This is a genomic window from Brachyspira pilosicoli, assembly GCF_019402445.1.
In the GTDB taxonomy this organism is placed as follows: Bacteria; Spirochaetota; Brachyspiria; order Brachyspirales; family Brachyspiraceae; genus Brachyspira; species Brachyspira pilosicoli_B.
This window is the reverse complement of the sequence record NZ_SRZM01000249.1, coordinates 1-7,416: the sequence shown is the minus strand read 5'-3', so window position 1 is coordinate 7,416 and position 7,416 is coordinate 1. Positions and strand designations below refer to the sequence as shown.

General features: G+C 28.7%; 5 protein-coding genes. All 5 read right to left on the bottom strand.

All coding sequences use genetic code 11. From position 1 onward, the window contains the following. The coding region (locus E6A48_RS08340; protein ID WP_219709648.1) for a Cof-type HAD-IIB family hydrolase at nt 1–741 on the bottom strand (741 nt) is incomplete at its 3' end. A gap of 131 nt (nt 742–872) precedes the next feature. After that, nucleotides 873–2,360: a hypothetical protein gene (locus tag E6A48_RS08335; protein WP_219709646.1), complete on the bottom strand. Its 1,488-nt coding sequence runs from the start codon at nt 2,358–2,360 to the stop codon at nt 873–875. 158 nt (nt 2,361–2,518) lie between these two features. Further along, on the bottom strand, nt 2,519–4,744 hold the full coding sequence (locus tag E6A48_RS08330; RefSeq protein ID WP_219709644.1) for a hypothetical protein: 2,226 nt from the start codon (nt 4,742–4,744) through the stop codon (nt 2,519–2,521). 92 nt (nt 4,745–4,836) lie between these two features. Next, nucleotides 4,837–6,405, bottom strand: coding sequence for a hypothetical protein (locus E6A48_RS08325; RefSeq protein WP_219709642.1), 1,569 nt, complete (start codon nt 6,403–6,405; stop codon nt 4,837–4,839). A gap of 39 nt (nt 6,406–6,444) precedes the next feature. Then, entirely contained in the window at nt 6,445–7,257 is an 813-nt protein-coding gene (locus tag E6A48_RS08320; RefSeq protein WP_219709640.1) for a hypothetical protein, read from the bottom strand. Between the last annotated feature and the right edge of the window lie 159 nt (nt 7,258–7,416).

The window sequence follows — 7,416 nt, the reverse complement described above, 5'->3', positions numbered from 1 at the left end:
ATCATTATCAACATCATCAGTAATATAATCCGCAATTTCTTTTACTTCTTTATTAGCATTGCCCATAGCAACACCAATATGAGCATGTTTTATCATGCTAATATCATTTTCTCCATCACCAAAGGCAATAGTTTCTTCCAGCTTAATACCATAATGTTCTATAATTTTATCTATGCCTACATGTTTTCCAATATTTTTTATATTAACATCAAAAAAAATTGGATGCCATCTGCTTGAACTAGAGTTTATTAAGATACTATTCATTATTTCTTTTTCTATATCTCTATCTGAAAATATATTAATCTGAAATATATCATCTATATTATTATGAATATATTCTGTAAAACTATCTATAACATTCGCTTTAACATTTACCATATTATAAAACATTTCCATAGTTTTATGAGTGTTTGTGTAAATGTCTTTACTTGTCATAATAGAACATGGTAGATTATGATTTTCTAAATAATTGCATAAACTTTTTAAATCGTTTTTGTTTAATGTAATTTTATATATTTCTTTTTTTTCTATATAGCATTGAGAACCATTAAAAGTAATATATCCATCAAACTCTATATTGTCCAAATTATCTATTTGATATAATGCTCTTCCTGTTGCTACAAATACTTTTATATTTTTTTGTTTGAGAGCGAGTATTGCTTTTTTTGATAATTCAGATATCTTATGTGTATTAAAACTCACTAAAGTTCCATCTACATCAAAAAATGCTGCTTTTATCATATAATTAATAACCTATTTTATAAAAAATTTAACTGCTATATTATATATTAAATTATATAAAAAAGCGAGTGAAAACTTTTTGCTTTCAACTCGCTTAAATAAAACATTGTATTATTTTAATTGTATATAATTCATTCTAATTTTATAGAATATGTTATTTCCCATTCCTCTTCTCTATTATCATTAAAATCTTTATATTTAACAACTATCTCTTGTTCTTTACCTTTTTCTAATACAAAAGATGAAGGGGTACAAGATATTACTTTTTCTGATTGACTTTCTGTACTTAACTTTTTATCATTAGGGTTATATGCTAAAGTTAATAATGAATTATCATAATCAGATATATGAGTTACAGTTCCGCCATAATCAGGGAAGCCTAAAAGCCAATTATATTTAATAAACTTAGTATCTATATCAATTTTAAACATAGTTTTTTCTATATCTGATACACTATATTTTGTACTTTTTTCTGATATAGTGCTGTCATTATTTTTTATGGTGATTATGCTGTTAGGTGTTGCTCCAAAACCAAGCTCTTTACCTTCTCCATAATTTCCAAGCATTTCATATGTTTTTGACTGACTGTCTTCATAAATAGAAGCTCTTGTAGCATATACTAAATATGCTTCATCTTTTATTTTATATCCTCCAAAACCAATAGGATTGGAATAACTTTTAATACTTATATTTTTTACAGATTTAGATGAAACAACAACAGATATTCTATTTCCTTCTTCTTTTAAGTTTAAATAAGGAGAACGTCCTGGTTTTTCTCTTGTTGCTATGGCTCTAGGTTTATTATTTTCTTTATGTATTGAAGGTACATAATCTGTTGCTCCCAATTCCATTTCTCTTTTATATTCATCAAATAATGTAACTGTTCCATCTTCTGAAACAAATCCTATAGGGTCGTATTCATAAAAGAATCTTCTGTCTTGATAGTTTTCTATTGCATCAAATTTAGTAGGATATTTATTACCTAATGTAGAGCCTGTTTCTACTATCTTTGCATATGCAAATATAAATTTAGAATATTTATCTATAGCTATCAAATAATTGTTCATAGGTACGTTAGCCGCTGAACCATTAATTCTCATAAAAATAAATCTTTGAAGTCTTTCAGATTTATTATATTCTCCAGTTGATGATACCAATGGATTTTTATTAACATATTTGTATACAACCATATCAGATATTGCTACGTTAAGAGGGTAGGTTACTTTATTTCCATCATTTCTAGCATCAAAGTTAAACTCATTTTTTAAATCGTCTCCTTTAATCCAGCTTCTTCCGTCATTTGGTATAAAGAATCTATATTCAGGAACATTACCCTTACCAAAATTTACTTTCATAAACCAACTGTCTATAATACTTCCATCAAATATATATTTTTCATCATTCCAACCATAATACCCATCTCCCTTATAATTTGGATTAAAAGGGTCTTCTTCTGGAGATAAATTTTCTCCTCCGCTGCCTATATCTACATCAGAACCGCCTGTATCGCTTTCTGATGAATTAACTTTTTTATTATAATAATATCTAGAATCAAAAGGTCTCGCACAAGCTATGAGCATAAGCATAGCTGCTATTAATAATACATATAATTTTTTCATTTCATAACCTCTCATTGCATAAAAAAAACACTAATCCTATTTAAATATAGGAAAAATAGTAAAAAATAGCAACTTTTTTACTATTTTTTATAAAAGCAGATATAATTTTTTAATCTATACCTGCTTTTAATTTTTATAAACTATAATAAATACACTATTTATTCTCTATTAGATTCAAAAGCATTAGCTTCTATAGGAGCTCCAAGCTGTCCAAGTGTTAAACTCATTCTAATAGTTTTATAGCCATCTTTATCAACTAAAGAAATTCTACTATAATTACCAAAAGTTCCGCTAGCTCCGTTTATACATTCATATACAGCAGTAAAATTATTAGAAGAATCATTATCATATCTTGCTAATTTAAATTCATATGGTCTATTATTTAATGTTACAGTAAATTTAGAACCATCATCATTAAATTTAAATTCTACACTTCCAGGAGCAAATTTTTCTGGATTAAATGCTGTATGAGTCCAATCTACAAATGTACAAGTGCTATCATAAGAATGTTCTACTACATTTTTAAATGTTGCCATTTTCACTCTATCAGCAAATAATGGACCATTGTCAATAAATGATGTAGTTCCAACCACAATTCCATCTTTATATATTGTATTATTATCAGTTTGTATACTCATTGTAATTGTTTCACTGCTCTTTTCATCTTTGTATATAGCTGATTTTTCTTCTGATGATACTATTTTATAACGTTTAGTAGTTGCTGAAACATTCCAATTATCTTCTGTTATATCTAATGTTTGGGCATCACTTGAGAATTTATAAGTATATAATATCAAGCTCTTTCCTGTAGGTGAATAATCTACAGGTAAAGGACTATCTGTTTTATATTCACTATAATCTCTATATTTATATGTTTTGTCTTTAACATTATTTATAAAGCCGCCTTCTATAACATTTACATTTAAATATCCAGGTGTTGAAGTTACTCCATCTGTAGGAGTTGTTTCAGGAGAAGCCCAAGAACTTCCAGACCAATATAATACTCCATCTTTAACCCCATCATAATCTGCTAATCTTAATCCCCAGTATTTAGCAGTAGCTTCTTTATACACAGCTCTGTCGCTTGAATCCTCTTGAGCAAATGTATAACTTCTTACATAACTGTTGTTTTCATAATAATCTAAACTTGTACCTGAAGGATTAAATCTATACTCATAGGTGCCGTTTTTTGATTTATATGATTTTCCTGCCGCTCTGTCTACAAATGCAGGCCCATTGTCTTGATAATTAAGTATATATTCTCTAGTACCATCTTTTATTTTGTCATAAGTACCAAGTCCTGTTATCGTTAAATCTCCATATTTTAATGAAGTAGGGCCAGTAACTTCTTTGCTGCAGTTATAAGTTTTAGTAACTATACCATCATAAAAATGATTTTCTGTTAAAGTAAGAGTTAAACCATCAGATGAAAATTCATATGTGTATAAAGTTAGTTTATCTCTTATAGCATAAGTTTTACCTTTAAACTGATCTATTATAGTTTGTGGGTCTATATCTTCTATAGCTACCATATAATATGGAGAGCGTCCTGCACTATTTTCATTATTATATCCTGCGATTTCTCTGCTTGGATCATGTATTTGAGGAAAATATGCATTAGCATCTTTAGCCATTTCATTTTGATATTCTCTATATAAAGTTAATTTTAAAGAATCAGTAGAATCATCATAACTCATAAAGCCTATAGGATCATATTCATAAAACTTTCTTTTTTCACCATGAAGTTCCACCGCTTCAAATTCTGTAGGATATTTTTGCCCAACTGCTTCTGCTGTTTTAGTAATTTTAGCATAGGCAAATACTAGTTTGGAATGAGTGTCAACAGCTATTAAATAATTATTAAGTGAAACAACTACAGCTTTACCTATAATCCTATAAAATAAAAATCTTCCCATTCTTTCAGACTGATTGTAAGCACTTTCAGGCGTAACCAAAGGATTTTTATAATCATATCTATAAAAAGAAGCACCTGTAATTTTATATCCCTGTGCTTTATTTGCACCATCTTGAGCATTATATTTATTTTCTGCTGTTAGAGTATCTGAAACTGTCCATACTGTACCATCTTTAAAAAATGAATACATAGGAACATTGTTATTATCAAAACTAGCGGCAAATAAAAAATCTAATATTTTATTTCCATCAAATTGATAACCGATGTCATTCCATTGACCATTTTTAAATGGGTCTTGATCTTCAGGTATATCTTCATCTCCCGCTATATCAGAAGGGGTTGAATCACTTTCTGAATTTGAAGAGCTTGCTTTTTTATTGTAATAATACATAGGGCTGAATCTTCTGGCACAAGAACTAAATAATAAACTGACCGCCAAGAATATTAGTATTATTTGTATTTTTTTCATAAATAACCCCTGCTTTTATTTATTTAAAAAATAAATAAAAAACGAGTGAAAACTTTTTGGTTTTCACTACGTTTTGAAAATATTTAATTAATTTATTCATTTACAGATTCAAATTTTAAAGTGTAAGTAATTTCAAATTCCTCACCATTTGAAGCATCATTACCCTTCATCCATTTGTATCTTATAGTAATATCTTTAGTATCTCCTCTTTTAAGAGTAAAATTAGGTGTATAATAGCTTATACTTGTAGAAAGTTCTTCATTTTTTATAACAGAGTTTTCATCATCTACAACAAACTGCTGATTATTAGTATCGTATTTTAATTTCAAAATAGGAGCAGAAATAGCTGCCATATTTCCGCTACCATGCTGTCCAAATTTAGCTGTATCAGCAAATCCTGTTTCTTTATTGTATTTATCTACACGGGAAGCTAATTCTATTGTAGCACCTTTATCTATATTCTTTATTTCATTAACTATCTGAGAAGAAAAATCTGCTTGCTGATTAATTGCGATATTTTTTGTTTCACTTAAATATATCATTCCTGTCATAGATTCAGATTTTGGATCTAAGTTTTCTATATTTTGTAACACTCCGCTTCCCATTTCATTATTATAAGCTACTCCTCCTATTGTATAAGTAAACCAAGCATTGTTTTTAGGAGAACTCATAAATCCAAATACTGCTTCTCTGCTTTTTACACTTATATTTTTCAAGCTTTTAGCCATTATTGTTATATTATCTTTAGTACCTGCTTCAACTTTAATAGGCATATATGGAGATCTTCCTTCTGTTTCTGTTGCTGAAGCTATTGGTCTGTCTAAATTTATAACATTATCTTTTACTCTTGGTGCATATCTATTGTTTCCTATAGAAGTTAAACACCAATCAAATATTTTTATAGTCTTATCTGGAAGAACTACTCCAACAGGGTCGTACTCATAAAAATATTGTATACCTTCAGTATTATTAAAATATATAGGGCTATTGGAATAAGCATCAGCTTCCCATCCAACTTCAACGGCACTCCAAGCTATAGGCATTTGTGCTATTACAACTTTTGTCCATTTAGTAGGAACACCAAAAGCAAATACTAGTTTAGAATAACTGTCTATACATATTAAAAAGTTATCTACTTTTTTACCTGCAGAACTACCAATCAATTGATAGAAATAAAATCTTTTTAATCTATCACTTTGATTATATGAGCTATTAGGGTCAAATGTTGGATTCTTTCCTTTATATAAATAATAGGTTACTCCTGTTATAGAGAAATTTCCAGCAGAAGATGATAAATCTCCTCCGTTTTTATAGCAATTGCTAGCAGGATAAAAAGAAGTCCAACTGCCTTCTTCTAATCTATATGTAGGTCTGTTGTTACCATCAAAATCTGCCCTTATAACTAAATTATCAAGGTCTAAAGTGAAACCGCCGTAGTTAGGATCATTCCAAGGCTTATCACCATTATCATTATTAAAAGGGTCTTCCTCTGGGGATAAAATCTCATCTCCACCACCTAAATCTGGAGGTAATATATTATCATTTGTACTTGAACTAGAATTGCTGGTTCTATTATAGTAGTACATAGGATTAAAGCCCCTTGCACAAGAGCTTAAAAATAAAATACTTAATATTAATAAAAATATCCAAATTTTTTTCATAAAGATGACTCCGCAAAAATAGTATTAACTAACTATTGATTATCCCTTAAATGCTAAACCTAAAGTTAAACCAAAGTCTAATGAGTTAATATAATATGAAGGCAATTTAGTTTCAGTTGTGAAATTAGGTCTTACTGCTTCCATTAATTTTAATAAAGAATCAGGCATTGTTATATATTGAGGGCTATATACATTAAATCTTGTATATACTCCTAAAATAACTTCAACTCTGTCATTAACTGGCTGATTATATTCTAAAGAGAATTTTATGCTAAGCATTAATGGGTTCATATTTTTTATCATAAAATCTGTAACTATTATTTCTCCAACTTCAGGAGTTAAAACTGTATTATCATCAGCATAAGCCAAATATGAAGGAGATAAATCTGCTATTAATTTTCCTCCAACTTGAAGACCTAAAGCCAATTTACTATTTAAAAAGTAAGCCTTAGTACCAACTCCAAAACTAACTACAGGAGCATAATTAACATTAATATACATATTAACAGTTACCCCTTCTATTGTGTTTCCAGCAACCTGTCCAGCAAATCCATTACCAACACCAATAGAAGCATATAAACTCATACCGCTGAATTTAGCAGGGTCTAATCCTCCAAACCATTTTTGTGAACCAAATAAATATCCAAGCTCAGCTTCTCCATCCATGGTGTATCCTACAGAACCTTTCATATAAGCAGCACCTATCTTATCTAAGTCTGATGCACTAATAGATGGTAATGTGGCAGTACCGTTAAAATTAGCTCTTAATCCCCATACGAATCCTTCGTCAAAAGAATAAAGGTTTAATGCTATAACAAAAAATATTATAATAAAATTTATTCTCTTTCTCATAATATAAACTCCATTTATAGGCTTGTCTCTAATAAAAAGCATATAGTATATTTAATATAAGTAAATATACATAATGCGTTTTTTGTCGAAAAAAATATTTTATTATACAAGTTTTTTAATAAAAATAAAACATTTTATACATATTTTACTACATTATTT

Bases quoted from the DNA above. Each gene is read 5' to 3' on its own strand.
- E6A48_RS08335 (WP_219709646.1), bottom strand. From the start codon at position 2,360: ATGAAAAAATTATATGTATTATTAATAGCAGCTATGCTTATGCTCATA.
- E6A48_RS08330 (WP_219709644.1), bottom strand. From the start codon at position 4,744: ATGAAAAAAATACAAATAATACTAATATTCTTGGCGGTCAGTTTATTA.
- E6A48_RS08325 (WP_219709642.1), bottom strand. From the start codon at position 6,405: ATGAAAAAAATTTGGATATTTTTATTAATATTAAGTATTTTATTTTTA.
- E6A48_RS08320 (WP_219709640.1), bottom strand. From the start codon at position 7,257: ATGAGAAAGAGAATAAATTTTATTATAATATTTTTTGTTATAGCATTA.